Origin of the sequence: Acetobacter sp. JWB (assembly GCF_003323795.1) — a bacterium.
GTDB lineage: Bacteria > Pseudomonadota > Alphaproteobacteria > Acetobacterales > Acetobacteraceae > Acetobacter > Acetobacter oryzifermentans.
The window spans coordinates 418611-443855 of sequence record NZ_CP030871.1; the positions used below are offsets into that span (position 1 = coordinate 418611).

At 55.9% G+C, this 25245-nt stretch carries 24 protein-coding genes and 1 pseudogene; 18 read left to right on the plus strand and 7 right to left on the minus strand.

Annotated elements, in window-relative coordinates:
• Positions 1-77 precede the first annotated feature (77 nt).
• The 3 genes from DS739_RS01975 to DS739_RS01985 all read left to right on the plus strand — a co-directional run bounded on the left by DS739_RS01975 (position 78) and on the right by DS739_RS01985 (position 2619).
• The gene (locus DS739_RS01975) at positions 78-632 is read left to right on the plus strand and encodes a DUF1643 domain-containing protein (RefSeq protein WP_035352573.1); all 555 of its coding nucleotides are present in this window, start codon (positions 78-80) and stop codon (positions 630-632) included.
• Between the two features lie 149 nt (positions 633-781).
• Positions 782-2074, plus strand: a complete 1293-nt coding sequence (locus DS739_RS01980) for an aminopeptidase (RefSeq protein ID WP_035352532.1) — start codon at positions 782-784, stop codon at positions 2072-2074.
• Positions 2071-2619, plus strand: coding sequence for a hypothetical protein (locus DS739_RS01985; protein WP_035352535.1), 549 nt, complete (start codon positions 2071-2073; stop codon positions 2617-2619). The genes DS739_RS01980 and DS739_RS01985 overlap by 4 nt, the downstream gene beginning before the upstream one ends.
• Positions 2620-2682: 63 nt before the next feature.
• On the opposite strand, the gene DS739_RS01990 is transcribed toward DS739_RS01985, so the two are convergent.
• The 3 genes from DS739_RS01990 to DS739_RS02000 form a co-directional block, all read right to left on the minus strand.
• Complete coding sequence (locus DS739_RS01990; RefSeq protein WP_006116922.1) at positions 2683-3774, minus strand: cell envelope integrity EipB family protein; 1092 nt, start codon at positions 3772-3774, stop codon at positions 2683-2685.
• Between the two features lie 18 nt (positions 3775-3792).
• Positions 3793-5580: an aspartate--tRNA ligase gene (aspS, locus tag DS739_RS01995; protein ID WP_006116923.1), complete on the minus strand. Its 1788-nt coding sequence runs from the start codon at positions 5578-5580 to the stop codon at positions 3793-3795.
• Positions 5581-5701: 121 nt separating this feature from the next.
• A complete protein-coding gene (locus tag DS739_RS02000) occupies positions 5702-6769 on the minus strand; it encodes a low specificity L-threonine aldolase (RefSeq protein WP_035352538.1) in 1068 nt (355 codons plus the stop codon).
• Positions 6770-6928: 159 nt separating this feature from the next.
• On the opposite strand from DS739_RS02000, the gene DS739_RS02005 reads away from it, so the two are divergent.
• From DS739_RS02005 to DS739_RS02040, 8 genes are all read left to right on the plus strand, one after another.
• Positions 6929-7543, plus strand: a complete 615-nt coding sequence (locus tag DS739_RS02005; protein WP_006116925.1) for a 50S ribosomal protein L25/general stress protein Ctc — start codon at positions 6929-6931, stop codon at positions 7541-7543.
• Between the two features lie 97 nt (positions 7544-7640).
• Complete coding sequence (gene pth / locus DS739_RS02010; RefSeq protein WP_035352541.1) at positions 7641-8222, plus strand: aminoacyl-tRNA hydrolase; 582 nt, start codon at positions 7641-7643, stop codon at positions 8220-8222.
• Entirely contained in the window at positions 8222-9316 is a 1095-nt protein-coding gene (gene ychF, locus DS739_RS02015) for a redox-regulated ATPase YchF (RefSeq protein ID WP_006116928.1), read from the plus strand. The genes pth and ychF overlap by 1 nt, the downstream gene beginning before the upstream one ends.
• 88 nt (positions 9317-9404) lie before the next feature.
• Positions 9405-10730 carry a glutamate-5-semialdehyde dehydrogenase gene (locus DS739_RS02020; RefSeq protein WP_006116929.1) on the plus strand — a complete coding sequence of 442 codons (1326 nt, stop codon included), beginning with the start codon at positions 9405-9407 and terminating at the stop codon, positions 10728-10730.
• 11 nt (positions 10731-10741) lie between these two features.
• Entirely contained in the window at positions 10742-11455 is a 714-nt protein-coding gene (locus DS739_RS02025; protein WP_006116930.1) for a nicotinate-nucleotide adenylyltransferase, read from the plus strand.
• A gap of 17 nt (positions 11456-11472) precedes the next feature.
• A complete protein-coding gene (gene rsfS, locus DS739_RS02030) occupies positions 11473-12015 on the plus strand; it encodes a ribosome silencing factor (RefSeq protein ID WP_369870677.1) in 543 nt (180 codons plus the stop codon).
• 55 nt (positions 12016-12070) lie between these two features.
• Positions 12071-12526: a 23S rRNA (pseudouridine(1915)-N(3))-methyltransferase RlmH gene (locus tag DS739_RS02035; protein ID WP_035352546.1), complete on the plus strand. Its 456-nt coding sequence runs from the start codon at positions 12071-12073 to the stop codon at positions 12524-12526.
• Positions 12527-12637: 111 nt separating this feature from the next.
• Positions 12638-13516, plus strand: a complete 879-nt coding sequence (locus DS739_RS02040; RefSeq protein WP_006116933.1) for a sulfurtransferase — start codon at positions 12638-12640, stop codon at positions 13514-13516.
• A 5-nt stretch (positions 13517-13521) separates the two neighbouring features.
• Here DS739_RS02040 and DS739_RS02045 read toward each other — a convergent pair whose 3' ends face one another.
• Positions 13522-14463, minus strand: a complete 942-nt coding sequence (locus DS739_RS02045) for a LysR family transcriptional regulator (RefSeq protein ID WP_035352579.1) — start codon at positions 14461-14463, stop codon at positions 13522-13524.
• Between the two features lie 119 nt (positions 14464-14582).
• Between DS739_RS02045 and budA the strand changes: the two genes are divergently transcribed.
• The 7 genes and pseudogenes from budA (at position 14583) to DS739_RS02085 (ending at position 23117) form a co-directional block, all read left to right on the plus strand.
• Positions 14583-15365, plus strand: a complete 783-nt coding sequence (gene budA, locus DS739_RS02050; RefSeq protein ID WP_114012457.1) for an acetolactate decarboxylase — start codon at positions 14583-14585, stop codon at positions 15363-15365.
• An 81-nt stretch (positions 15366-15446) separates the two neighbouring features.
• Positions 15447-17135, plus strand: a complete 1689-nt coding sequence (gene alsS / locus DS739_RS02055; protein WP_035352550.1) for an acetolactate synthase AlsS — start codon at positions 15447-15449, stop codon at positions 17133-17135.
• Between the two features lie 330 nt (positions 17136-17465).
• The gene (locus tag DS739_RS02065; RefSeq protein ID WP_006116937.1) at positions 17466-19160 is read left to right on the plus strand and encodes a thiamine pyrophosphate-dependent enzyme; all 1695 of its coding nucleotides are present in this window, start codon (positions 17466-17468) and stop codon (positions 19158-19160) included.
• 31 nt (positions 19161-19191) lie between these two features.
• Positions 19192-19935 (plus strand): (Fe-S)-binding protein, encoded by a 744-nt coding sequence (locus DS739_RS02070; protein WP_035352553.1) that lies wholly within the window; start codon positions 19192-19194, stop codon positions 19933-19935.
• Positions 19932-21335: a lactate utilization protein B gene (locus tag DS739_RS02075; protein ID WP_006116939.1), complete on the plus strand. Its 1404-nt coding sequence runs from the start codon at positions 19932-19934 to the stop codon at positions 21333-21335. Before DS739_RS02070 ends, DS739_RS02075 begins: the two co-directional genes overlap by 4 nt.
• A complete protein-coding gene (locus tag DS739_RS02080; protein WP_035352556.1) occupies positions 21332-21922 on the plus strand; it encodes an LUD domain-containing protein in 591 nt (196 codons plus the stop codon). The genes DS739_RS02075 and DS739_RS02080 overlap by 4 nt, the downstream gene beginning before the upstream one ends.
• A gap of 191 nt (positions 21923-22113) precedes the next feature.
• Positions 22114-23117 (plus strand): annotated as a pseudogene (locus DS739_RS02085) (multidrug resistance efflux transporter family protein).
• A gap of 66 nt (positions 23118-23183) precedes the next feature.
• Here DS739_RS02085 and murA read toward each other — a convergent pair.
• The 3 genes from murA to DS739_RS02100 are packed head-to-tail and all read right to left on the minus strand — an operon-like array spanning position 23184 to position 25230.
• Positions 23184-24446 carry a UDP-N-acetylglucosamine 1-carboxyvinyltransferase gene (murA, locus tag DS739_RS02090; RefSeq protein ID WP_006116941.1) on the minus strand — a complete coding sequence of 421 codons (1263 nt, stop codon included), beginning with the start codon at positions 24444-24446 and terminating at the stop codon, positions 23184-23186.
• An 8-nt stretch (positions 24447-24454) separates the two neighbouring features.
• On the minus strand, positions 24455-25009 hold the full coding sequence (dcd, locus tag DS739_RS02095) for a dCTP deaminase (RefSeq protein ID WP_012812446.1): 555 nt from the start codon (positions 25007-25009) through the stop codon (positions 24455-24457).
• Positions 25000-25230 carry a hypothetical protein gene (locus tag DS739_RS02100; RefSeq protein ID WP_006116944.1) on the minus strand — a complete coding sequence of 77 codons (231 nt, stop codon included), beginning with the start codon at positions 25228-25230 and terminating at the stop codon, positions 25000-25002. The genes dcd and DS739_RS02100 overlap by 10 nt, the downstream gene beginning before the upstream one ends.
• Positions 25231-25245 lie beyond the last annotated feature (15 nt).

Below are 25245 nucleotides of genomic sequence, written 5' to 3' on the forward strand. Positions count from 1 at the left end.
GCAGCCAGATTTGTGCCAGAACGGAACACGGCCTAAAACTTGAGTTTATTAAGCTATGTTCTGCCAGCGGGAGTGTAATGGAAGATCTGTTTGAAGGGCATAATGTCGGCACCGCCCGCCCTCTGAAACTTTCAGAAGATGTTGTCAGCACCGCTACCTATGGCGGGCCAGATAAATGCTACCGTTACCGCCTGAAACGGGTGTGGAACCCAACACGCCCGTTGGTTATGTGGCTGATGATGAACCCATCTGTTGCCACAGAATATGGAGATGACCGTACTGTCGCCAAATGCCAGCGCTATGCCCGTGCATGGGGGTATGGCGGTATTTTGGTGGGTAATACTTTTGCGTATCGGTGCACAGATCAGCTTCGGCTGCTGGAAACGCCAGATCCGGTTGGGCCAGAAAATGATAAGGCCTTGCTGGAAATGGCGCAGGAAGCCAATAAAGTGATTGCGGCTTATGGCACACCACACCACAAGGCTCTGCTGGCCCGTGGGCCGGAGGTGGTGCATATGCTCCAAAAACACGGCATTACGGTGGATGCGCTGCGGCTGAGCAAAACAGGCCGACCATGCCACCCGCTGTACCTGCCCGCCAGCCTGTTGCCGGAGCCCTTGCCGAAAAGCTAAGTACAGGAAACGGAAAGCAGCTTTCTGCCCATGTGTATTGACGCCCGGCCTCGTTCGGTATCCGATACACATAGAGGTGTTTGAGTTCTGCACCCAATGCCTGCCATATTATAAAATCAGGCGTGTGGTGCAGCAAAGTTAAGGGAAATATGGATATTATGGCCTTACAGAACACGCAGGGTGCCGCAGGTGGTTATCTGGCATCTGCCGAATTTGCCACCATGCTGGATAAGCTGGGTGAAGTGGCAGCGCGCACGGGCTTGAACGTGGCCCACGGCCAGCAGGTTATTATTACCGCCCCCCTTCATGCCGTGCCGCTGGTGCGCCGGATTACGGAGCACGCGTACAAGGCTGGGGCCTCGCTCGTCAGCACCTTTTATTCGGATGAGGAAACCACGCTGGCCCGTTATAAATACGCGGCGGAAGATACGTTTGATACCGCAGCAGGCTGGCTTGCTGGCGGAATGACAGAAGCCTTCCGTAATGGCGCTGCGCGTATGGCCATTACGGGTTCTAACCCCGCATTGCTGGCAGGGCAGAACCCAGAGCGTATTTCCCGCGCCAGTAGGGCCAATTCCCGCGTGAACCGGCCTGCTATGGAAATTATTACCAATTTTGATGTGAACTGGTGCATTGTCGCGGCGGCTTCTCCGGCATGGGCGGCACAGGTATTTCCGGATCTGCCGGTTGATCAGGCAGTAGAAAAACTGTGGCAGGCTATTTTTTCTGTTTCGCGCATTACGGGTGAAAACCCGGTGGCGGATTGGGAGGCCCACAATGCCGTTTTGCACCGCCGCGCCACGTTTTTAAATAATGCCCGATACAGTGCGCTGCATTTTAAAGGCCCCGGCACAGACCTGATGGTGGGGCTGGCAGATGGGCACGAATGGGCAGCCGGTGCGGAAAAAGCCGGAAACGGCATTGTGTGCAACCCCAATATTCCAACCGAGGAAGTGTTTACCACACCACACCGCCTTAAGGTGGATGGCACGGTGGCGGCCACCAAGCCGCTTTCACACCAAGGCACGTTGATTGAGGATATTCGCGTAAGGTTTGAAGCCGGACGCATTGTGGAAATGCACGCCAGCAAGGGTGAAGATGTGCTGGCCCGTGTGCTGGATACGGATGAAGGCGCGCGCCGTTTGGGGGAAGTGGCGCTTGTGCCCAATTCTTCCCCTATTTCGCGCAGTGGTATTTTGTTCCAGAACACATTGTTTGATGAAAACGCCGCCAGCCATATCGCATTGGGGCAATCTTACACCAAATGTATGCGCGATACGGCTGGGTTGGATGAGGCCGCATTGGCTGCACGCGGGGCCAATAGCAGCATGATCCATATAGACTGGATGATTGGTTCTGGTGAAATTGATGTGGACGGCATGGATGCCAAAGGCGAACGCGTGGCATTGATGCGCAAAGGTGAATGGGTGATAGAAGCATGAGAAATACTCTAAAACTTTCCTTCCGCTCTGCTCTGTTGGGTGCCATGGGGGCTGCGGCGCTTGTGGTTGGCACGGCGGCACAGGCGCAAACTGTTTCCACCGGCGGCAATGGTGCGCCCAATTTAACACCAGAGCAGGTAGCCACCTTGCAGCATGATATGGATACCGCGCTGCATTACCATCTGGCTCCAAACGTGTTGCCGCGTTTAACCACAGCGTTAAAGGAAATTCAGGCAGCAGGTATTCAGCCCCCCTCACGTTTTGGCATGTCTTTGGATCAGCAGATCGCGCTTGTGCAGCAGGTGCCGGGTTTGGAGCCAATTTTGCAAAAGAATGGTTTTTCAGCGCATGATTTTGTGATGAGCCTGACCTGTGTGGGCCTAACGGGCAGCTTGATGAACGTGCCTGCCAACCCCAGCAATACCAAAATGCCACAGCCCGAACCTGCCAATGTTGCTATTCTTAAATCCAACCCGCAGGATTTGCAGAATTTGGTAACAGTTCTGCGTTCGGCTCATCAGTCTGGTGGTGCGCTTTCGCACTAATCTCATACATATTGGTGTACAAAAAATGGCAGGTTTTTCCTGCCATTTTTTGTTTGTGACGTTTTAATTTTTCTTCTGGTGCGGTTTGGTATGGCATGTTTCGGGCTTGGGCAGATCAAGCGCATGTAATGTGCCCTTCATGCGGAAATCTCCAAAATCCAGCGTCAGATTATCGGAAACACCATTGGCAAAATAACGCATGCCAATTTCATATTCTGGCATCATATTGGGGGGCGTGCGTGCAAAAAAGGCCACATGCACGCGGCCAGATTGCAAGGCGTTCAGGGCGGCAAAATCCGTTGTGGGCGTTGTATTGCCCCAGCCCAAAAGGGTGATGTACGTATCGGCTGCGCCATCTGGTGATGTGCCATCAAAAATAGGTGCCGAAATCTCGGTTTTTCCGCTTCGGGCTGCATCTAAAATGGAAACTGTATGCTGGATGGGAAACAACGTGCCAGCCGGAAGTGTAAGCGTTTTGGCTAAAGGTTTTTCATAATGTGCTGTGCCAGAACCATCCGCATGCAGCGTTGCTTCCCCCCGGATGTTTTGGAGCAGCTTGCCGTTAGATGTTTCCATGGTGCGAAAGATCAGGCTGTGCCCATCGGCACTTTCAAAGGTAGAATAGTCAGACACCATATGCTCCACGCCGTTCTGGCGTGTTACACTTTGAATATCCAATCGCTGTTGGGTGGACCATCCGCTGCATCCATGCCGCACGCTGTAAAGCATGGTGCCCGTGGCAGAAAGCGTTTTGCCGCCAGAGGCTTCTGTGAGCGTAAGATCATACACCGCGCGTTGCGAGGCAATCTGGCGAGTATCTGTATCGGAAAAAGATGGCGCAGTGTTGGGCGTAATACTGGCGTGCGTATCGGCTGAGGTTGTGCTTTGCGTAACCGTGCCAGAAGGCACCACCGCTCCGGCTGTTTGGGCATGTGCCATTTGTGGGGGCAAGGCCACCACGCCACCAACCAGCACAAATGCAATGGCTCTGCTTACTGCACTGCAAGCGTATCCTTGCCTCAAGAAAAAACTGCGGGCAGGGGGCGTGTAAGAAGGCAGGCGGCGTAAACGTCTCATACCCGGTACAAAAAAACATCCGGCGCGGTCTTGCAACCACCCGGATGTTAAAAGGGCCGTGGTGTGGCCCTTTTGCATGCAGATGTGAAGGCCAGATCAGTCTTTCTTGACAGCGGGCTTCAGGTTCAGCGCTAGGGAGAGTTCCTTCAGGCGTTCCGGCGGAACAGGGGCCGGGGCACCCATCATCAGGTCTTCACCCTGCTGGTTCAGCGGGAACAGAATAACTTCACGAATGTTCGGCTCATCTGCCAGCAGCATCACAATACGATCCACACCGGGGGCGGAACCACCATGCGGCGGCGCACCGTAGCGGAAGGCGTTGAGCATACCGCCAAAGCGGGCTTCCACTTCGCTTTCTGGGTAACCGGCAATTTCAAAGGCGCGGATCATCACATCCGGCAGATGGTTGCGGATAGCACCGGAGGAAAGTTCAATGCCGTTACACACAATGTCATACTGGTAAGCGAGAATATCCAGCGGGTTCTTGGTGTTTAGCGCTTCCAGACCACCCTGCGGCATGGAGAACGGGTTGTGTGAGAAGTCAATCAGCCCTGTTTCTTCATTCAGCTCATACATCGGAAAGTCCGTGATCCAGCAGAAACGGAAGGCATCCTTTTCAATCAGATCCAGTTCTTCAGCAATGCGGGTGCGCACAAGACCAGAGAACTTGGCCACATCATGCCCTTTGCCAGCAGCAAAGAACACGGCATCACCGGGCTTCAGCCCCAGTTTGGTGCGAATGGTTTCCACACGGTCGGCTTCAAGGTTTTTGGCAATCGGGCCTTGGCCGCCTTCTTCTGCAAAGGTGATGTAACCTAAGCCACCAGCACCGTTTTCACGCGCCCAAGCGTTTAGCTTGTCATAGAAGGAGCGGGGGCGGCCACCAGCGCCGGGGGCCGGAATAGCGCGCACTTCCCCACCATCGGCGGCAATGCGGGCAAACAGGCCAAAGCCGGAACCGGCAAAATCTTCTGTTACATCGGTAATCAGCAGCGGGTTGCGCAGGTCTGGCTTATCGGAGCCATATACCTTCATGGCGCGGGCATAGGGGATACGCTCAAACGGTGCGGTGCTAACAGCGCGGCCCTTGCCAAATTCCGTAAACAGGCCAGACATCACTTCTTCCAGAACGGCAAAAATTTCGTCCTGCGTGGCAAAGGCCATTTCAAAGTCGAGCTGGTAGAACTCACCGGGGGAACGATCCGCGCGGGAGGCTTCATCACGGAAGCACGGAGCAATCTGGAAGTAGCGGTCAAACCCCGCCACCATGGCAAGCTGCTTGAACTGCTGTGGGGCCTGCGGCAAAGCGTAAAACTTGCCCGCATGGGTGCGGGAAGGCACCAGAAAGTCACGCGCACCTTCGGGGGAGGATGCTGTTAGGATCGGGGTCTGGAACTCGGTAAAGCCCAGATCCGTCATGCGGCGGCGCATACTGGCAATAATGGCGGAGCGCAGGCGGATGTTGGCGTGCACTTGTTCGCGCCGCAGATCAATATAGCGGTAACGTAGGCGCAGCTCGTCAGAATAATGTTCCTGCCCGGCAACCTGAAGTGGCAGCACAGCGGCGGAGGACTGAACAATCAGCTCACGCGCGCGCACTTCAATATCACCGGTGGCCAAGTCCGGGTTGCGGGTGGTTTCATCACGCAGCACCACATCACCGGTTACGGTTATCACGCTTTCTACGCGCAGGTGTTCGGCGGTTTCCATAACGGGGGAACCGGCGGGTATCACAATCTGTGTCAGGCCTGTTTCATCGCGCAGGTCAATAAACAGCAGCCCGCCGTGGTCCCGCTTGCTATGCACCCAGCCGGACAGGCGCGCGGTGGTGCCGGCATCGCTGGCGCGAAGGGCCGAACAGCTGTGGGAACGGTAAGGATGCATGGTCTTGTCCTGAAATCTGGCCCGGCGTTGCAGCAGGGGCGGTTTTTGGCAATGATTCCGTTGTGCCCGGAGGAAGCAGGGGAGCAGCGCTTATGTCAAGGCCACACTGTAATCTTGCGTCTTATAAGGTGCCTTGCCCGCGCACGCAGCTACGTAAATCTGCGGCTAATGCGGCAATGGCTTCTGGCCGCGCATCCCACGCAAACATAAAGCGGCAGATACCCCCAAAAAATGTGTAAAACCGCCAGCCTCTGGCCCGCAATTCGTTCATGACAGGTTCGGGCATGAGCAAAAACACGGCGTTGGATTGCACGGGCCATGCTTGTTTAACAGAGGGCATATCTTCTACCGCCTGTGCAAATTGGCGTGCGCTGGCATTGGCGTGGCGCGCGTTGTCCAGCCATGCGCCACTATGGATCATGGCCAGCCACGGTGCGGACAGAAAGCGCATTTTAGAGGCCGTTTGCCCGCTTTGTCTGGCGCGTTCGGCAAAGCCCTGCGCCATGCTGCGTTTAAAAAACACCACGGCTTCCCCCATGGCCATGCCGTTTTTGGTGCCTCCAAAACTTAGGGCATCCACACCGGATTGCCATGTCATGGCGGCGGGTGTGCAGCCCAGTGTGGCAATGGCGTTGGCAAAACGTGCGCCATCCATATGTAGCCGCAACCCATGATCGTGGCAGGCATTGGCAATGGCCCGAATCTCATCCACCGAATACACAAGCCCGTTTTCTGTGGGTTGCGTAATGGTTACCACTGCGGGGGTGGAAGCCTGCGGGCTGCTGGCGCGGCGGGCAGCCAGTTTTATGGCCTCTGGGGTTAGCTTACCGTCTGGGGTAGGGGGCGTTATCAGCTTGGCGCCGCCGGTAAAAAACTCTGGGGCGCCGCGCTCGGAGGTTTCAGCATGTGCAACTTCCGAGGCAATAATGCTGCAATAAGGTGGGCACAGCGTTGCCAGCGCCAGCGCATTGGCTGCGGTGCCAGTGAGCACAAAAAACACTGCGGCTTCAGGCGCTTCCAACACATCCGCCACAGCTTTGGCGGCAAGGCGTGTCCATGCGTCATCCCCATATGCGGGGGTGGATCCCTTGGCCGCGCGGCTTATGGCTTCCAGCGCCTGCGGGCACAGGCCGGCATAATTATCACTGCCAAACTGTTGTGGCGGCGTGGTGGTTTGCGGCAGGGGCATAAGCGGCTTCTCCGGCAAGGGCTGTGGGCAACAGGTGCCAAAGCCTGCCCTATAGCACAAGCTATACCTTGCTCATGCACAGCTTTTGCTGTAAGGCGCTGCCACTGCGTGGGCACCCCTGGAGGCCTGCGTGATTAAGTTTTTTATGGAGAAGTCAACGTGTCCAAGATTACATCTATCGAAGCTTCGGCGCGCGCGAAGGCTGGTAAGGGGGCAGCGCGGGCAACGAGGCGTGCAGGGCTTGTGCCCGGCGTTATCTACGGCGGCAAGCAGGAACCCACCCTTATTGCTATTGACCCGCGCATTATCATTAAGGGCATTCAGGCCTCTGGCTGGCGCTCTCGCGTGTATGAAATCAAGGTTGATGGCAAGGCAGAACGCGCTCTGGTGCGTGATGTGCAGCTGCACCCCGTGAAGGACAGCCCTGTTCACGTTGACTTCCTGCGTCTGGCCGCTGGCTCCCGCGTGCATGTTGAAGTGTCTGTTCACTTCGAAAATGAAGAAACATGCCCCGGTATCAAGCGTGGCGGCGTGCTGAACGTTGTACGCCACACCATTGAAGTGGACGTGCCAGCAGACAACATTCCGGAATTCTTCACCGTTGATCTGTCCAAGCTGGACATTGCAGACAACGTGCGTTGGGAAGATGTGCAGGGCACCGCAGGCGTAACCCCGCTGACCCACGAAGAAAACTTTGTTGTGGCTTCTATTGCTGCACCAAGCGTGGACACCACGGAAGGTGAAGCAGCAGCTACGGAAGAAGCTGCTTCCTGATCGGAAGCCGGTTTATTCGGGTTGTTTATTAGGCATGGGGGGTGCGTGCAGATGCGCGTGCCCCCTGTGCTGTTCATAACGTTAGGTGGAATCAGCAATGCTGCTCTGGGTCGGGTTGGGCAATCCCGAATCCTCCATGCGTCGGCACCGGCACAATGTTGGCTTTATGGCAGTAGAAGCCATAGCCCGTAAGTACGGGTTTACGCCGTGGCGCAACCGCTTTAAGGGCGAAGTTGCGGAAGGCCGCATAGGCAGGCAGAAAGTTCTGCTGCTACTGCCCATGACCTACATGAACAAATCGGGTGAAAGTGTGCAGGAAGCCGCCGCTTTTTACAAAATCGCACCCGAAAATATTACCGTTTTTCATGATGAGCTGGATCTGGCGCCGGGCCGTCTGCGCATAAAGCGTGGGGGAGGGGCTGCGGGGCACAATGGTTTGCGCTCTACAGATAAAATGTTGGGCACGCCGGAATATTGGCGTGTACGCATAGGCATTGGCCACCCCGGCGTAAAAGAGCGGGTGCATGGCTGGGTGCTAGGCAATTTTACGGAAACAGACCGGCAGGAATGGTTGGAACGGCTGCTTGATCGCATGGCCGATGCCGCCCCCCTGTTGGCAGATGGGCGGGCAGACCAGTTCATGACAAAGGTTGCACTGCCGGAAGGGAGCAAGGGCTGATGGGTTTTAACTGCGGTATTGTCGGGCTGCCCAATGTGGGTAAATCTACGCTGTTCAACGCGCTTACGGCCACGGCCACGGCGCAGGCGGCCAATTATCCGTTCTGCACGATTGAGCCCAATACAGGCCGCGTGGCTGTGCCAGACCCCCGGCTGGACAAGTTGGTGGAAATTGGCAAATCACAGCGTGAAGTGCCCACCAGCCTTGAATTTGTAGATATTGCGGGCCTTGTGCGCGGTGCCTCCAAGGGTGAAGGGCTGGGCAACCAGTTTTTGGCCAACATCCGTGAGGTGGACGCTATTATTCATGTGCTGCGCTGTTTTGAGGATGATGACATCACCCACGTTGAAGGTGGCGTGGATCCTGTGCGTGATGCCGACATTATTGAAACGGAGCTGATGCTGGCGGATCTGGATTCGCTGGAAAAACGTCTGCCCAATCTGGAAAAGCGCGCCCGCAACCGGGATGCCGAAGCCACAGCCCAGCTTGCCGTTATGGAACCGCTGATGGAAGCGCTGCGAGAAGGCCGCCCGGCCCGCACCGCCATTCCGGCGGGGGAAGAAGAAGCCGTGCGCCGCCTGCAACTGCTCACCACCAAACCGGTGCTGTATGTGTGCAATGTGGATGAAGACTCGGCCGCAACAGGCAACGCATTCTCTGCGCAGGTGCAGGCCAAGGCTGCGGCGGAAGGTGCCGCTGCCGTTATTGTATCTGCCGCGATTGAAGCCGAAGTCAGCCAGCTTGAAAATGAAGAACGGCGCGAGTTTCTGGAAGGTCTGGGCCTGAATGATAGCGGGCTGGATAGGGTTATTGCCGCTGGTTACAAGCTTTTGGGTTTGTGCACCTACTTTACCGTAGGCCCCAAGGAAGCTCGTGCTTGGACAATTACCGCAGGCACCAAGGCCCCGCAGGCCGCCGCCGTTATTCACAATGATTTTGAACGCGGCTTCATTGCATGTGAAACTGTCGCGTATGATGATTACGTTCAGTATGGTGGGGAAGCTGGCGCCAAGGAAGCCGGACGCCTGCGCATTGAAGGGCGTGATTACGTAGTAAAAGATGGTGATGTGCTGCTGTTCCGCTTTAACGTCTAACATCCAGCGCACAACCACATAAATAAGAGCTTGATGGCCTGCCCGCACCGGCAGGCCAGATAGAAAAGATGGAGATAGGAACGCCGTTATGAACGCGGAGGGTGAGAGTAAGCTGCAAGGGGTTACAACGGCTTCGGCTAAACCCGTGCAGGATGTTCCAGCGCAGGCACAGGGGCAGGGGTCAATGGCCGTTTTAGCCCATCGTGCGCGGCTGGCGGCCCGCACACTGGCGCAAAGTTCTTCCGCCACGCGGGATAAAGCCCTATGGGCTGCCGCTGCGGCTTTGCGTGAGGCTACTCCTGCTATTTTGGAAGCCAATGCGCAGGATCTTGCTGCCTCCACCGCCAATGATGCGTTCCGTGATCGGCTGACCCTTACACCCGAACGGGTGGAAGCCATGGCGCGTGGTTTGGAAGAAATTGCAGATCTTCCAGACCCCGTAGGCCGTGTGCTGGAAGAGTGGACACGCCCCAACGGCTTGCGCATTCGCCGCGTTGCAACCCCTGTGGGCGTTATTGGCATGATTTATGAAAGCCGGCCCAATGTGGGAGCAGATGCCGCCGGGCTGTGCATGAAATCTGGCAATGCCGTGTTGTTGCGTGGTGGCTCAGAAAGTCTGAACAGTGCGCGTGCTATTCATGCTGCTATGCAGGCCGGGCTGCGTTCTGCTGGCTTGCCAGAAGATGCCGTACTGATTGCCCCAGATGCAGATCGCGCCCATGTGGCGGAAATGCTCACGGCCTCTGGCCAGATTGATCTGATTATCCCGCGTGGTGGGCGCTCATTGGTAGAGCGTGTCCAGCGCGAGGCCCGCGTGCCTGTGCTGGCCCATGCTGAAGGGCTGTGCCACACTTACATCCATTCTGCCGCAGATTTTGCTATGGCGCGCCGCATTGTGCTGAACGCCAAAATGCGCCGCCCCGGCATTTGTGGCTCTACCGAAACGCTGCTGATGGATGCCGCCATTGCCGCTGCGCTGCTGCCGCAAATTGTGGCGGATCTGGCAGAAAAAGGCTGCACCTTTAAGGCGGATGCCGCAGCACGCGCCATTGTGCCCGATCTCCCCGCAGCAACGGCAAAAGACTTCGCCACAGAATGGCTGGATGCGGTGTTGAACATTGCCGTGGTGGATGGTGTGGATGAAGCGCTGGACCACATTGCACAATATGGTTCATCCCACACAGAAGCTATTGTAACGGCGGATGAAAACATGGCCATACGGTTTATGAACGGTGTTTCCAGCGCAGTGGTGATGTGGAATGCCTCGACCCAGTTCTGTGATGGCGGAGAGTTTGGCTTTGGTGCGGAAATTGGCATTGCCACAGGTCGCTTCCATGCTCGCGGCCCGGTGGGCGTAGAGCAGTTAACAACCTTCCGTTACGAAGTGATTGGCACCGGGCAGGTACGTCCCTGATTTTTTCGGCCATGCAGCCAACCGCACAGGGCGTGCAGGTGCAGCAACAGGCAGCTCCGCTTACAGAGCCTTGCTTGCATGGCACTGTTATTCCCACTTGGGGGGATAACAGATGCCTGCGTATTGGGCTTTTGGGGGGGTCTTTCAACCCCGGTCATAAAGGACACCAAGCCATTGCGCAGCGTGCGCTGGCGGTGCTGGGGTTGGATCAGGTGTGGCTTATGGTTTCACCCGGTAACCCGCTTAAAGATGGACGGTCGGATATGGCCGCTTTGCCCGTACGCTTGGCCACGGCCCGCCAACTGGCGGATGGGCGGCGCATTATTGCCACGGATATAGAAAACCGAATCGGCACACGTTATACGGTGGATACGGTGCGGGTGTTGCAAATGCGTTTTCCGCGTGCGCGGTTTGTGTGGCTAATGGGCGCAGATGGTCTGGCCACCTTACCACGCTGGAAAAACTGGCGGCAGCTTGTGCATAGCGTGCCAGTGGCGGTTTTTCCCCGTCCGGGGCAAAATGTGCGGGCCTTGCATGGGCTTGCGGGGCGGTATCTGGCCCGCTGGCGGGTGCCTGCATGGCGTGCGCATGCCCTTGCGGAACTTTCTCCCCCGGTGTGGGCTTTTCTTCCGGGGGCACAAAACAGTATATCTGCAACAGCTATTCGTCAGCAGGGCGGATTCAATGCCGCTGCAGGCCAACCCCATACCCCCAATACGCTTTAAAGATCAGGAGAACGGTCATTCCTACCAAGCCCCCCGCCGAAACATCAGCACGTTCCCGCACGGCTGCCACGTCCACCAAGGGGCGGGCCGCTCCGGCGCGTGCTGCAACCACTGCCGGGGCTGCTGCGCCCGGTTCTGTACGTAAAAAAGCCGCGGCTGCTGGCCCCAAGGCCACCACCAAGCGCGAAGCCGTGGCCCCGGATATGCTGGAGCAATCTCTGGCCCTCATCACTGCCAGCCTTGAAGATGACAAGGCCGAAGATATTGTGGTGATCGATCTGGCAGGCCGTGCCTCTTTTGCAGATCGGATGGTCATTGCCACAGGTTTGGCAGACCGTCAGATTTCCGCCATGGCGCAGCATATTGAACGCAAGCTGCGTGATATAGGCATCAAACGCGTGATGGTGGAAGGCGCAAACGGCTCAGACTGGGTGCTGCTGGATACGGGTGATATTGTGGTGCACCTGTTCAAGCCGGAAGCACGTACGCTGTATGGGCTGGAAAAAATGTGGGGCAAGGAACTGGATGAAGGCGCGGAAGGCAACGTTACCCGCCTGTAATCGCCCAGTTTATAATGTTATTCTCTGATTTTTCAGTATGCATGAGTGCGCTGGCATGAGGCTGGTGGCTATCGGGCGGATGAAGGATAAATCCGAGCGGGCGCTGGTGGAACGCTACCTCAAGCGCCTGCGCCCCAAGCTGGATATTATAGAACTGCCAGATGGGCGCGGCAGCCCGGATGAGATCAAGCGGCGCGAGGCCCAAGCCATTCTGGCAGCCTGCCCCGCGCAAAGCCATGTTGTGGTGCTGGATGAAGCCGGGCGCAATTTCAGCAGCCCGGATTTTTCTAACGCCGTGCAAGGCTGGTTGGCGGCGGGCCGCACGCCCTGTTTTGTTATTGGCGGGGCGGAGGGGCTGGATGCCTCGGTTATCCAGCGGGCCGATGCTTCTATGTCCTTTGGCACACTCACATGGCCGCATATGCTGGTGCGCATTATGTTGGTGGAGCAAATCTACCGTGCGCAGGCCATTGCGGCGGGGCATCCGTATCATCGTTCCGGGCGGCCATAAGGGGGTGTTGGCTGCTTTTATGGTATGGCGGCAGTGATACGCAGGCCCTGCCCGCATGGGCGCAGACCTGATAGCGTCCGGCCTTTCGTGAACAGACCGGACTGAAGATACATGACAGACGTTCTCTACACTCCGGATGCCCTGCGGCAATTGCAGCACAATGGCAACGCCGTTCTGATAGATGTGCGTTCGGAAGAAGATTTTGCCAAAGGGCATATTCCCGGTGCCGTCAATATGCCGGATATTTTTACCTATCTGGCAGAAACATCAGAAAGCGGGTTGGCCAGCCTGCAACAAAAGTTTTCATCGCTGTTTGCGCAATATGGTCTGGATGGCAGCAAAACAGCCGTTGTGTATGAAGATGCCCTGCATACACGTTATGGTGCCTCCTGCCGTGGATACTGGATTTTGCAGTATCTGGGTTACCCCAAGGTAGGTATTCTGGATGGTGGGCTGCGGGCATGGTTGGCCTCTGGCGGCGCACTTACGCAGGATATCACGCATCCAGCCCCCACGCAGTTTCCGCTGGCTATTCACCATGCACTTATGGCCACGCGGCAAGATGTGTTTGCAGCCCTTACCAACCCATCCATCAAACTGCTGGATAACCGCGATAAGGTGGAATGGCTGGGTGAAAGTTCATCTCCTTACGGGGTGGACTTTGCGCCGCGCAAAGGGCGCATTCCCGGTGCTGTGTGGATAGAGTGGTATAGCTTCATGCACACGCAGGATCAGGAAGCACGTTTTAAAACGCCGGAAGATATTCGGGCCTTGGCGGCAACACGTAACTTGTACCCGGATGATGATATTATCATCTACTGTTTTAAGGGCGCACGCGCAGCCAATACCTATGTGGCGCTGGCTTCTGCCGGATTTACCAAGCTGCGCATTTATATGGGATCATGGAACGAGTGGTCTCGCCATGCGGATATGCCCATAGAAGATGGTCTGCCACGGGCATCTGTGCCGTATCGCCCGCAGCAGGGCTAAGGCGGTTAGAGGTTTTCCGAATCTGCAAAGGGGGCGGTGTCATGCTGGCGTTGCTCCCACTTGCGGCAGGCCGTGCGCAACACCGTTACAAACCGCGTAACCAGCGGCATGTTCTGCCCGGTGCGTATGGCAACCGCAAGCGTGGCGCGGGGGGCTGGTTCGCTAATGGCATGAAACGTTACCCCGCCTGCATGAATCTGGCTGAGCGAGCGCGGCACAACAGAAACCCCAAGCCCCGCTGCCACCAAAGGCACGGTGCCTGCAATTTGTGGGGCCTGCTGCCCCATTGTAGGGGTAACGCCAGCAAGCTGATAAGCCGACAAAATAGCATCATGAAAGCCCGGCCCCAACTCACGCGGGAAGATAATTAGCGGATCATCCGCCACCATATCCAAACTGATCACCGGCTCCTTTGCCAGCCTGTGCCCGCGGGGCAGGGCAATAACCGTAGGTTCATCCAGCAGATGAAAAACCGAAAGGCGTGAGGGGTCGGTAAACGGCGGGCGGATAATGGCAATATCCACGCTGGGTTCGTGCAATGCTGCGCAAAGGGCAGGGGTGTTGCTTTCTTCCAAAGAGAGGGTGACATCGGGCGCCATTTCCCGAAACCGGCGGATGGTGAGCGGAATAACCGGCAACAGTGGCACAGCCCCCGCCAGCCCAACGCGAATATGCCCTCTTTCCCCCCGCGCCAAACCTTCTGCCGTGGAAAGAAATTGTGCCTGCAAATCCAAAATTGTGCGGGCACGGGGCAAAAGCACTTCGCCAATTTCTGTCAGCTTCATGCCACGAGTCTGCCGCTCAAACAGCGTTACGCCCAAATTGCGCTCAAGCTGGCGGATTTGCTGGCTAAGTGGGGGTTGCTCAATACCCAGTGCCTCTGCGGCACGGGTAATGCTGCCATGCTCAGCAACGGTTACGAAGTAGCGCAGGTGCCTGATATCCATATGGTATATGTAATACATATGGATAACGTGTTCAATATATATTGGAAGACTGGCTGCCACTGTTATAACGTGCGTGCGAAACGAACTTAAACCACCATGCGTTTGTGGGAGTATGCAGCATGAAAAAACAGTCGGTGATGGACATGGATGTCCGCTCTTCTGCCCTTGGTAACGGCGTGCTGAAAAAGCCTGTTACAAACCGTTTGTACCAGACCTCTACCATGGCAGCCCTGCTGGATGCGGTGTATGATGGTGAAACCACGCTGGATGAACTGCTCCAGCACGGTAACTTCGGCCTTGGCACCTTTAACGCACTAGATGGCGAAATGATTGTGACGGACGGCGTTGTGCGCCAGTTTCGTGCAGAAGGTTTGGCCGCAGAAGTGCCCGGTTCTCTTAAAACGCCTTTTGCATGCGTAACTTATTTTGAACCGGAAAAAAAAGTTACCATCGATTCCCCCAAAACCAAGGAAACGTTTGAAGAGCTGGTGGATAGCCTGCTGGGTAACCCCAACCTGTTTGGCGCTATTCGCTTTACGGGTGAATTCCAGCGCGTTGATACCCGCACGGTGTTCTGCCAGTGCAAGCCGTATCCGCATATGTTGGAAGTGGTGAAAAAGCAGCCCACCTGCACCATGGAAAACGTTATGGGCACCATGATTGGCTTCCGTACCCCGGTTTACATGCAGGGCGTGAATGTTGCGGGCTACCACCTGCACTTCCTTTCTGAAGATAGAAAACGTGGCGGGCACGTTACAGAATATCGCCTTGTGCGCGGTCAGCTTGAAGTGGCCTCCATTTCCGATCTGGAAATTCAGTTGCCCCGTACGGAACAGTTTGCCAAGGCGGATCTGAACCCCGAAAGCCTGAGCGAAGCGATCCGTATTGCTGAAGGCGGCTGAGCCTCCATTCGCTGAATATTTTTAACGGGGCTGCTGAAAAACAGCTTTCTGACAGCCCAGTTTTTGCAGGACAGAACTCAAATGACCAATCCGGCAGACAACGCCGCTCAGTGCGGTGCGGAGCTTATTGTCAAAAATCTGGAAGCCCACGGCGTTAAGCACGTGTTCGGTATTCCGGGTGCTAAGGTGGACCGTCTGTTTGATGCGCTGGTGGATTCCTCTATCACCACCGTTGTCACGCGGCATGAACAAAACGCAGCTTTTATTGCAGGTGGCCTTGGCCGTCTGACAGGTAAGGCAGGCGTGTGCATTGCCACATCCGGCCCCGGTGCTTCCAACTTTGTAACCGGCCTTGCCACCGCCAATTCAGAAGGCGACCCGGTGCTGGCTATTGGTGGCGCCGTAAAACTGGCCGACCGTCTGAAGCTGACGCACCAGACCATGGATACGGTCAACCTGTTTAAGCCTATCACCAAATACAGTGTAGAGCTGACAACCCCGGTTGCGATTTCTGAAGTGATGGCCAATGCTTTCCGCTTTGCAGAAGGTGGCCGCCCCGGTGCAGCTTTTGTCAGCACGCCTATGGATGTGCTGTCCATGCCTGCACAGGCGCCGGTTCTGGCTGGCCGTCCGCTGCCGCGCGTTGGCGGTGCCCCGGCTGATGTGATTGCAGAAGCCGCAACCATGCTGAAAAACGCCAAGCGTCCTGTGGTTCTGTTGGGCATGCTGGCCAGCCGCCCAGATGTGGCAGATGGCGTGCGCGCTTTTGTAAAAGCAACAGGCGTGCCGGTTGTGGGCACCTATCAGGCTGCGGGTGCGGTTTCTGAAGATCTGGTGGATCGTTTTGGTGGCCGCGTTGGCTTGTTCCGTAACCAGCATGGTGACCAGCTTCTGCACGAAGCCGATGTGGTTGTGGCTATTGGCTACAACCCGGTAGAATACGATCCGTGGCTGTGGAACGTGAATGATGACCGCAAGATCATTAACGTAGATATCGTTCCCGCGGAACTGGATAACGCCTACGTTCCAGCTATTGAGCTGATTGGTGAAATTGCGCCAACACTTACAGTGCTGGCAAAAGATGCAGGCAAGCTAACCCGTGCGCCAGAACTGGAAACTGTTCTGGAAGGCTACAAAAAAGCCCGTACCACCGCGCTGCTGGAAGCCCGCAGCACCAGCAACAATGCCGTGCACCCGCTCCAGATCGTGCGTGAGCTGGAACAGTTTGTAACCCCGGATATGACACTGTGCCTGGATATGGGCACCTTCCATATCTGGCTGGCACGTTATCTGCTGTCCTTCCGGGCGCGCCAGGTGCTTATTAGTAATGGTCAGCAAACAATGGGTGTGGGCCTGCCGTGGGGTATTGCCGCAAGCCTGCTGAACCCGGCGCAGAAAGTGCTGTCCATTTCTGGTGATGGTGGCTTCATGATGTCCAGCATGGAACTGGAAACGGCTGTGCGCCTGAAGTGCAACCTGATCCACATGGTTTGGATTGATGAAGCCTATAACATGGTGGAAATGCAGGAACAGAAGAAATATGGCCGTGGTTCCGGCGTGAACTTTGGCCCCATTGATTTTGCAAAATATGCAGAATCCTGTGGCGCAACGGGCATTAACGCCACCACGGAAGACGAAGTGCGTCAGGCCCTGCGCACGGCTATGGATGTAGAAGGCCCGGTGGTTATTGCTGTGCCGGTAGATTATTCTCACAACCATTTGCTCATGCAGCCATTGGCTCAGTTGGGTGAAACGAGTGCCGCAGCGTAAAGCTGCGCAAAAAACGCAGGCCAGATTTTTCTGCTGATGTGCGCGCCGCCTGTTTTGCAAAATGCCATATTTTGTTATAACAAGCGGCGTAGCAGTTCAGGCTGCCAGAAAGGGCAGCGCAGCATGACAGAAATCCGGGCCAGCAATGCAGATGTTAACAGTCTGCCTGATTGTGAATTCCCCTGCATATTTCTGCCAGTCTATTCAGAGTAGGGGTATGAACAAATCCTTTCAGCCGTGCAAAGTGTATATACAGTTGGGCAATGGCGCGTGTGCCAATGCGCAGGCTGTGGCACAGTTGCCAAAACGGCAGAATAGGGGGCAGGGGTAATGGCAGTAACATCTGTAGAAATGGCAGGCGGCAAAACCCGGCGTGGTGCAGCGGTTTTGCTGGAAGTGCTGCGAAGTGAAGGGGTTGAATACATATTCGGCAACCCCGGCACCACGGAACTGCCGCTTATAGATGCTCTGTTAGAAGTGCCCAACGTGCATTACGTTCTGGGCCTTCAGGAAGCCAGCGTGGTGGCTATGGCCGATGGGTACGCGCAGGCTGCCCGTAAACCGGCTTTTTTAAATCTGCACACAGCAGGCGGGTTGGGCCATGGCATGGGCAATCTGCTTAATGCCAGTGTTTCTCAAACCCCATTAGTGGTTACTGCTGGGCAGCAGGATTCCCGCCACACTATTTCTGATCCACTTTTATTTGGTGATCTGGTGCAGATTGCCCGCCCCGCCGTAAAATGGGCGCAGGAAGTGGCCCATGCAGATCAACTTCCTGTTTTACTGCGCCGTGCTTTTCATGATTCCACAGCAGCCCCTACAGGGCCGGTTTTTTTGTCACTCCCCATGGATGTGATGGAAGAAATGAGCAGTGTTGATATTGGTGAACCTTCCAATATCAACCGTCAGGCCGTAGCGGGGGGGCTGCCAGAACTGGCGCGTGCCCTTACATCCCTGCGTCCCGGCAAGGTGGCCATTATTGCGGGGGATGAGGTCTATGCCTCGGATGCCGCAGCAGAAGTGGCCGCTGTGGCAGAGTGTTTGGGTGCGCCGGTTTATGGTTCTTCATGGCCATCACGCATTCCGTTTGCCACGGCGCATCCGTTGTGGTGCGGTAATCTGCCCACACAAGCCACGGGCATTGCAGAAAAGCTAAGCGGATACGATGCCATTTTCGCATTGGGTGGCAAATCCCTTATCACCATTCTGTACACAGAAGGCCCGGCCCTGCCGCCATCCTGTGCGGTGTATCAGATGTCTTCCGATGTGCGAGATCTGGGACGCACGTTTTGGACACCGCTTTCCGTGGTGGGGGATATTCGCGCATCCTTGCAGGCGTTGTTGCCTATGTTGCAGCAGGCGGCAGCCCCGCAGCGTGCTGCCTATGCGGCATCGGGCCAGAAGGTGGCAGAAGCCCGCCGCGCGCAGCGTGCGCAGGCCGTGGCAGAGGTGCTGGCCCATCCGGTAGATGCCGTTATTTCCCCTCGCGTTGCCGCGTGGGAGACGGTGCGCGCCATTGGCCCGGATATTGCCATTGTGGATGAGGCCATTGCCACCTCATCCGATGTGCGGTTGTTTTTAGAAAGTGCATGGTCTGCCCAGTATTCCTTCCTGCGTGGTGGAGCACTGGGTTGGGGCATGCCTGCGGCTGTTGGGGCCTCACTTGGCCTTGGGCGGGACAGGGTTGTTTCATTGGTGGGGGATGGGGCAGCCCTGTATTCCCCACAGGCCTTGTGGACAGCCGCACACGAAAAGCTGCCCGTTACTTTTGTTGTGATGAACAATTGCGAGTACAATGTGCTCAAGAACTTCATGCGGCAGCAAAACAACTATATCTCTGCGCAGGAGGGTACATATCCCGCCATGGATATTGTTGATCCAAAAATAGACTATCAGGCTCTGGCCCGGTCCATGGGGGTGCCTTCCAGCAGAGTAACACGGGCGGCGGATATTGCGCCCACGCTGGAAGCAGCATTAGCGACCGATGGTCCCGCGCTTGTTGAAATTATGATTGCAGCGGGCTGAGAGTGTCAGGCTGCAAAAACCGGGGGTGCGTATGAAAATCGGGTTGTTTATTCCTTGTTACATAGATGCGTTTTATCCAAACGCAGGGATTGCCACGCTGCAACTGCTGGAAAAGCTGGACCAGGATGTAGAATACCCCATGGAACAAACCTGCTGTGGCCAGCCAATGGCCAATTCAGGCTGTAACCGGGATGCTGCCTCTGCTGAGGCACTGTTTGTCAAACTCTTTGCCAAATACGATGCCATTGTTATGCCGTCTGGCAGTTGTACCCACCATGTGCGGGACAACTTTGATGCCATTCCGCAAACGGATGAAGTGCGGCATGTGCGTGAAAACACCTTTGAACTGGTGGAATTTCTGCACGATGTGCTGAAGGTAGACAATTTCCCGTGGGCGGAATTCCCGCATAAGGTGGGCCTGCATAATAGCTGCGGCACCCTGCGCGCCCTGCGCACGGCCAGCATGTCTGAACTGGGTGAGCCGTTCTTTTCCAAACCGATGGATCTGCTTTCCAAAGTGAAAGGCATTTCCTTTGCGCATCCCAAACGGCCAGATGAATGCTGCGGTTTTGGTGGCACCTTCTCGGTTACGGAAGAAGCCGTTTCCGCCAAAATGGGGGTGGATAAGGTAACAGATCATCACAAAGCCGGGGCGGAATACATTGTTTCTGCCGATACGTCCTGCATGATGCACCAGCAAGGGTGTGCGGAACGGGCTGGGGTTCCCATCCGCTTCATTCATATTGCTGAAATTCTGAATGGAGCACGGGAATGAAGGTTAAACCAGTCAATCACGCTCTAGCGGCTGAAAAGTTCATTGAAGACGTTGCGCATGAAAGTTTTCATGATGAACGCTTGTGGGACCTGCGCCAGAAGCGTGATGAGCAGATGCACATTCTGCCAGAATGGCAGGAACTGCGCACCCGTGCCTCCCAGATAAAAGAACACACGCTGGCCAATCTGCCCGAATATCTGGAGCAGTTTGAAGCCAACGCCAAAAAGAACGGTATTCACGTTCATTGGGCAGCCGATGGCGCGGAACACAACCGCATTGTTGGCGAAATTCTGGAAAAACACGGCGCCAAATCACTTATCAAAAGTAAGTCGATGGTGACCGAAGAATGCCAGATGCGCGAATATCTGGAACCACGCGGCGTTACAGTTACCGAGACAGACCTTGGTGAACGTATCCAGCAGTTGGATAACCAGATGCCCAGCCACATTGTGGTGCCAGCCGTGCATAAGCTGATACCAGACGTGGCCAAGATTTTTGCCGAGCACTATCACACAGATCCGAACGACAATAGCGCGCAGTCTTTGGCATGGCAGCAGCGTTTGGCCGCGCGTCCGGTTATTCTGTCTGCTGATGCGGGGATGACAGGCGGCAACTTTGTTGTGGCGGAAACGGGCTCCTTTGTTGTTTGCACCAATGAAGGCAATGCAGATCTAAGCGCTACCGTGCCGGGGCTGCATATTGCCACTATCGGGATCGAACGCCTTGTGCCGCGTATGGCGGATATGGGGGTGTTTATCCGCCTGCTTTCCCGCAGTGCGTTGGGCTCTCCTATCACGCAGTACACCACGCATTTCCGTGGCCCGCAAAAGGGGAGCGAAATGCATGTGGTGTTGGTGGATAATGGACGTTCACACCGCCTTGGCATGCAGGATTTCTGGACATCGCTTAAGTGTATTCGCTGCGGTGCGTGTATGAATACCTGCCCGGTGTATCGTCGCTCCGGTGGGCTGTCTTACGGCGCCGTGTATTCTGGCCCGATTGGCGCAATTATTGATCCGACCTTTAACGAGCGTAAATACAGCACGCTGCCGTTTGCTTCCACCATGAACGGAAGCTGCACCAATGTTTGCCCGGTTAAGATCAATATTCACGAGCAGCTTTATAAATGGCGGCGCGTGCTGGCCGAACATCATGAACTGCCGTTTGTAAAACGTGAGATCATGCACATGGCGGGCAAGCTTATGGGCCAGCCCAAGCTATACCGTGCCGCCATTAACGGTACGGAGGTGGCCCTTAACACCATGCCGCGCTTTGTGCTGTATAACTGGCTGAACCCGTGGGGCAAGCACCGTGAACTGCCGCACCCCGTAAAAACCACCTTCAACAGTTGGTACAAGAAAAACCGCCTGAACATACAGAAGGAAAGGGAAAAAGCATGAGTTCGCGTGATGCTATTCTAGCCCGTTTGCGGGATAACCGCCCAGACCCCACCGCCCATCCCCTCCCCCCCGTTGCCAAGCTGGGTGATATGGATGCAGGCAAGGCGCGTTTTGAAAACAGCCTGCAAATTATTGGCGGCCAGGTTCTGGAACGGCAGGAAAACGATACGCTGGCAACAGCTATTGCCCGCACCTTTCCGGATTCCAAGGTTATCTGCTCTGCTGTGCCGGATTTTGAAGGCACAATCCGGATTGAAGATCTGGATTCCCCACAGCAGGCGGCCTCGGTGGATGTGCTGGTTGTGCGCTCACCTTTCGGTATTGCCGAAATGGGCTCCATCTATTTGAGCGAAGCGCAGTTGAATAGCCTAAACTCCGCCGCGCATCTGACACAGCATATTGTGGTTATTCTTTCCCCCAAAAATCTAACCGCAAACATGCACACCGCTTATATAGATCGCCCAGAATTCCACACCGCCAATTACGGCGTGCTGATGAGCGGGCCTTCCGCCACGGCTGATATTCAGGGTGTTCTGGTGCGTGGTGCGCAGGGCGTGCGTACGCTTTCCGTGTGGTGGGAAGACTAATCCCGCCTACCTGAAAAACAGCGTTTTTAGAAAAGCCGGAGCGGGTATCAGCCTGCTCCGGCTTTTTTGTATGTGCAGCCCAAGCATTGTGCTCTTGTATTATTCGTTAACACATCGCACAGAATGTAAGGGCAGGTTCTGGCCTGCCTATGGTTGAAAAAGGCTGTGGTTATAAAACAGGTGGCGCAGATATGGCGGATAACAACACAGCGGTAGCGCCTATTTTGGATGGTGCAGATATGCGGCATGGTGGTGCGGGGGCTCCCCGGCTTATTGGGTTGGGGTTAATTGCCTCGGCCCTGTTTTCTGTCACCTTTGTGCTTAATCGGTCTATCAGCCTGCATGGTGGGCATTGGGTGTGGAGTGCCGCACTCCGTTATATTGAAACCGCTTTTCTGCTGTTGGCATGGGGCTTTGTGGCCAAAGGCCCGCGCTGGGGGCGGCAATCTGGCGCCTGTTCTGGCAAAAGCTGCGCTTCTGGCTGGTGGCGGGCGGTATTGGGTATGGTGTCTTTTACGCCTGCTGTTGCTTTGCGGCTAATCATGCCCCCGGCTGGATAGTTGCCGCCACGTGGCAAAGCACCATTTTGGCTACGCCTATCGTGTTATGGGCCTTTGGCGGCAAGGTGCCTTTACGCGGTGTGGCGTTTTTGGTGCTTATTTTTGCGGGTATCGTTATTCTCAATGCAGGGCGGTTGGAAGCTGGCGTGCCGTTGGCGCAAATTGTCTCTGGCGTGGTGCCGTTGCTGGTGGCGGCGTTCTGTTACCCCATTGGCAACCAGTTGCTTAATCGGTTCCGCCATCAGGCTGGCCCACATGCTGCATTGTTGCAAGACCCCCTGGCTGCTGTTTTGTTAATGACACTCGGCGCTCTACCGTTTTTTGCGGCCCTGTTGCTGCTGGTGCGCCCTCCATTGCCAGATATGGGGCAGATAACATCCACGGGCCTTATTGCATTGTTTGCAGGCTGTTTGGCCACGCCCTTGTTCATCTATGCGCGCAATCTATCTTCAGATCCGTATTTGATTGCTGCCGTAGATGCCACACAGGCGGGAGAAGTGGGTTTTACCTTGGTGGGGGAGGCCCTGCTGTTGGGCAGCATTTCACTTGGAATAGCAGATTATGCGGGTCTTATTGCTGTTATAGGCGGCCTGATAGGCTTTGCCGTAAGTGAGGAAACAGCGCCCGAAGGCTGAATAGAAAAACGGGTGGGGCATTGCGGCCACCACCCGTTTTTCAAACTTGGCCCGTTGGGTTTTGGCTTAGTCCCGCACGCGCTCAATCTGTGCGCCACAGGCTGCCAGTTTGCGTTCCACAGCCTCATACCCTCGGTCTAGGTGATACACGCGGCTGAGGATGGTTTCCCCATGCGCGGCAAGCCCTGCCAGAATGAGAGAGAAAGAAGCCCGCAAATCTGTTGCCATAACAGGTGCGCCAGAAAGGCTGTGCACACCGCGGATAATGGCGGAAGACCCATGCACGTTAATGCGTGCGCCCATGCGGTTTAGCTCTGGCACATGCATGAAACGGTTTTCGAAAATGGTTTCCGTAATCATGGAGGCCCCTTCGGCCACAGAAAGCAGCGCCATGAACTGGGCCTGCATATCTGTAGGGAAACCGGGGTAGGGCTCTGTCATAATATCAATGCCACGTAGCGCGCCAGTGCGGCGCACGCGCATAACATTGCCTTCCTGCGTGACTTCCACGCCGGTTTCTTCCAGCGCACGTACCACGGCGCCCAGATGATCCACATGCCCATCAATCAGGCGTAGGTCACCCCCGGTAATAGCGGCGGCGCAGGCATAGGTGCCGCATTCAATACGGTCTGGCATAATACGGTGATTTGCACCGTGCAGGGCTTCTACGCCATCAATGGTAATGGTGCCGGTGCCTGCGCCAGAAATACGTGCACCCATGGCGTTCAGGCAGTTGGCCAGATCCACCATTTCCGGCTCACGCGCGGCATTCACAATTTCCGTGCGCCCTTTGGCAAGGGTGGCGGCCATCATGATATTTTCCGTAGCCCCAACAGAGGCAAACGGCAGAATAACGCGCTCACCTTTCAACCCCTTGGGGGCGCGGGCATGAATATAGCCGTTTTCCAGCGTGATTTCTGCACCCAGAGTTTCCAGCCCCTTTAGGTGCATATCTACAGGCCGTGTGCCAATGGCGCACCCACCGGGGAGTGAAACACGGGCTTCATGGCAGCGGGCCAGCAGTGGGCCAAGTACCAGAATGGATGCACGCATTTTGGAAACAATATCGTACGGCGCTTCGGTATTGGTAATGTCACCACCAACGGAAATGGTGGAGCCATCTCCATTTACGTCTTCTACTTCCAACCCATGCTGGCGCAACAGGGCGCGCATGGTGCCAATATCGGCAATGCGCGGCACGTTGGAAAGCACCAGCCGTTCAGATGTAAGCAGCCCAGCTACCAGCAGCTTCAGGCCTGCGTTTTTGGCACCGCCAATGGTAATTTCGCCGTGCAGGGGGCGTCCGCCCCGGATGATGAAACGATCCATGGTCTCTCTTACATCCGCGGGGTGGCAACGCCACGCTGGCCCATATACTTACCGGCCCGATCTGCGTAGCTTACTTCGCACGGGCTTTCACCCTTAAAGAACAGAAACTGGCAAATGCCTTCATTGGCATAAATGCGTGCAGGCAACGGCGTGGTGTTGCTGATCTCGATCGTTACCTGTCCTTCCCATTCTGGTTCTAAAGGGGTGACGTTGACGATAATGCCGCAGCGCGCATAGGTGGATTTACCCAAGCATACTACCAGTACATCACGCGGGATACGGAAGTATTCAATCGTATGGGCCAGCACAAAGCTGTTGGGCGGAATAATGCACACATCGGCCCGGCGGGAAACAAAGCCATCCGGGCTGAAGTTTTTGGGGTCTACAATGGCGTTGTTTACATCCGTAAAAATACGGAAATCATCAGCCACGCGGGCATCATACCCGTAGGAGGAAAGACCGTAGGAAATAACGCCTTCGCGCTTCTGGTTTTCCACAAACGGTTCAATCATGCCGTGGTCCTGTGCCATCTGGCGGATCCATGTGTCTGGCATCACGGGCATGTCTTATCTTCTCCGGTAGGGTGGCGGTTTTGTGCGCCGGGTTCAGAACTGGTGGGGGTGGCAGAATCTGTTGTGTCCTGCCGGGTGCGCGCCTGTTCCTTGCGGCGGCGCAAGTTTGCACGCAGCGCCGCAGCCTGCCGGGCCATGCGCTCGGCGCGGGCAGCTTCCGCTTTAGAGGAAAGGCGGGGGCCGGAAGATGTTTTTTCGGGCGTATCAGTCATGCCGGTATGCAGCAG

What these genes read in the sequence shown, in the direction of transcription:
- DS739_RS01975 (WP_035352573.1), top strand. Translation starts at nt 78, where the DNA reads ATGGAAGATCTGTTTGAAGGGCATAATGTCGGCACCGCCCGCCCTCTG.
- DS739_RS01980 (WP_035352532.1), top strand. Translation starts at nt 782, where the DNA reads ATGGATATTATGGCCTTACAGAACACGCAGGGTGCCGCAGGTGGTTAT.
- DS739_RS01985 (WP_035352535.1), top strand. Translation starts at nt 2,071, where the DNA reads ATGAGAAATACTCTAAAACTTTCCTTCCGCTCTGCTCTGTTGGGTGCC.
- DS739_RS01990 (WP_006116922.1), bottom strand. Translation starts at nt 3,774, where the DNA reads ATGCAAAAGGGCCACACCACGGCCCTTTTAACATCCGGGTGGTTGCAA.
- aspS (WP_006116923.1), bottom strand. Translation starts at nt 5,580, where the DNA reads ATGCATCCTTACCGTTCCCACAGCTGTTCGGCCCTTCGCGCCAGCGAT.
- DS739_RS02000 (WP_035352538.1), bottom strand. Translation starts at nt 6,769, where the DNA reads ATGCCCCTGCCGCAAACCACCACGCCGCCACAACAGTTTGGCAGTGAT.
- pth (WP_035352541.1), top strand. Translation starts at nt 7,641, where the DNA reads ATGCTGCTCTGGGTCGGGTTGGGCAATCCCGAATCCTCCATGCGTCGG.
- ychF (WP_006116928.1), top strand. Translation starts at nt 8,222, where the DNA reads ATGGGTTTTAACTGCGGTATTGTCGGGCTGCCCAATGTGGGTAAATCT.
- DS739_RS02020 (WP_006116929.1), top strand. Translation starts at nt 9,405, where the DNA reads ATGAACGCGGAGGGTGAGAGTAAGCTGCAAGGGGTTACAACGGCTTCG.
- DS739_RS02025 (WP_006116930.1), top strand. Translation starts at nt 10,742, where the DNA reads ATGCAGCCAACCGCACAGGGCGTGCAGGTGCAGCAACAGGCAGCTCCG.
- DS739_RS02035 (WP_035352546.1), top strand. Translation starts at nt 12,071, where the DNA reads ATGAGGCTGGTGGCTATCGGGCGGATGAAGGATAAATCCGAGCGGGCG.
- DS739_RS02040 (WP_006116933.1), top strand. Translation starts at nt 12,638, where the DNA reads ATGACAGACGTTCTCTACACTCCGGATGCCCTGCGGCAATTGCAGCAC.
- DS739_RS02045 (WP_035352579.1), bottom strand. Translation starts at nt 14,463, where the DNA reads ATGGATATCAGGCACCTGCGCTACTTCGTAACCGTTGCTGAGCATGGC.
- budA (WP_114012457.1), top strand. Translation starts at nt 14,583, where the DNA reads ATGAAAAAACAGTCGGTGATGGACATGGATGTCCGCTCTTCTGCCCTT.
- alsS (WP_035352550.1), top strand. Translation starts at nt 15,447, where the DNA reads ATGACCAATCCGGCAGACAACGCCGCTCAGTGCGGTGCGGAGCTTATT.
- DS739_RS02065 (WP_006116937.1), top strand. Translation starts at nt 17,466, where the DNA reads ATGGCAGTAACATCTGTAGAAATGGCAGGCGGCAAAACCCGGCGTGGT.
- DS739_RS02070 (WP_035352553.1), top strand. Translation starts at nt 19,192, where the DNA reads ATGAAAATCGGGTTGTTTATTCCTTGTTACATAGATGCGTTTTATCCA.
- DS739_RS02075 (WP_006116939.1), top strand. Translation starts at nt 19,932, where the DNA reads ATGAAGGTTAAACCAGTCAATCACGCTCTAGCGGCTGAAAAGTTCATT.
- DS739_RS02080 (WP_035352556.1), top strand. Translation starts at nt 21,332, where the DNA reads ATGAGTTCGCGTGATGCTATTCTAGCCCGTTTGCGGGATAACCGCCCA.
- murA (WP_006116941.1), bottom strand. Translation starts at nt 24,446, where the DNA reads ATGGATCGTTTCATCATCCGGGGCGGACGCCCCCTGCACGGCGAAATT.
- dcd (WP_012812446.1), bottom strand. Translation starts at nt 25,009, where the DNA reads ATGCCCGTGATGCCAGACACATGGATCCGCCAGATGGCACAGGACCAC.
- DS739_RS02100 (WP_006116944.1), bottom strand. Translation starts at nt 25,230, where the DNA reads ATGACTGATACGCCCGAAAAAACATCTTCCGGCCCCCGCCTTTCCTCT.